The 984-nt window shown below is 79.0% G+C and carries 1 protein-coding gene; it reads right to left on the bottom strand.

The features are described 5' to 3' along the window. The coding region (locus AB6N23_RS18470) for an MFS transporter (protein WP_412867410.1) at positions 1 to 715 on the bottom strand (715 nt) is incomplete at its 3' end. Between the last annotated feature and the right edge of the window lie 269 nt (positions 716 to 984).

The following is a 984-nucleotide window of genomic DNA, read 5'->3' as shown; positions in this document are numbered from 1 at the left end:
CTCCCGTCCCGGCGCGCGGCGCCGTCGCGGCCTGCCCGTCGCGCACCTGCGCCCCCGTGCGCCCGTCCCCGCGCACCGCGGGCGACTCCTCGAACGACCGGACGACCTCCTCCGCCTCGGCGTGCCGGCCGCGCGCGGCGAGGAACCGCACCGACTCCGGCAGGCCGCGCCGCACCACGACGGCGTACACGGCGGGCAGCGCGCCGAGCGCGAGCGCCCAGCGCCAGCCGTCGTCACCGACCGGCACCACGAGGTAGCCGATGACCGCGGCGAGGATCCATCCGACGGCCCAGAACGACTCGAGCACGACGACGGCACGCCCGCGGATGCGCGGCGGCGCGAACTCGCTGACCAGCGTCGACGCGACCGGGAGCTCCGCGCCGAGCCCGAGGCCGACGACGAACCGCAGCGCCATGAGCGCCCCGACCGACCAGGCGAGCGCCGACGCGCCGGTCGCGAGGCCGTACACGAGGAGCGTCAGCGCGAACACCTGCCGCCGTCCGATCCGGTCCGCGAGCAGGCCACCGAGCGCCGCGCCGACGGCCATGCCGAGGAACCCGGCGGACGCGACCCACGACAGCTGCGTCGCCGGCGTGCCCCACACCACCGCGAGCTGCGCGATGACGAACGAGATGAGGCCGACGTCCATCGCGTCGAACGTCCAGCCGACCCCCGAGCCGAGCAGCAGCCGCACGTGCCGCCGGGTGACCGGCAGCCCGTCGAGGCGCGTCGTCGGGTCCGCGGTGCCCGTGGCGTGCGCCGGGCCGGCGGGGGAGCCGTCGGGTACGCCGGCCGGCTGCGGGACGGGCGGCTGCGGGTGGGGCACGGACGCTCCTCGGCGGGGGCTGGTGGCGGCGGGGGCCGCCGGACGGGTGCGGACGTCCGCCGGTTCCCCGGGCGGTGACGGCCGCGTGCTGGACGCATCGTCCTCGCCGCGTCGTCGCCGCGCCACCGCGCGCGCTCGCCGGACGCGCCTGCCGGCCG

This window comes from Cellulomonas pasadenensis (genome assembly GCF_047229365.1).
In the GTDB taxonomy this organism is placed as follows: Bacteria; Actinomycetota; Actinomycetes; order Actinomycetales; family Cellulomonadaceae; genus Cellulomonas.
This window is presented reverse-complemented; position numbering and strand designations above follow the sequence as displayed.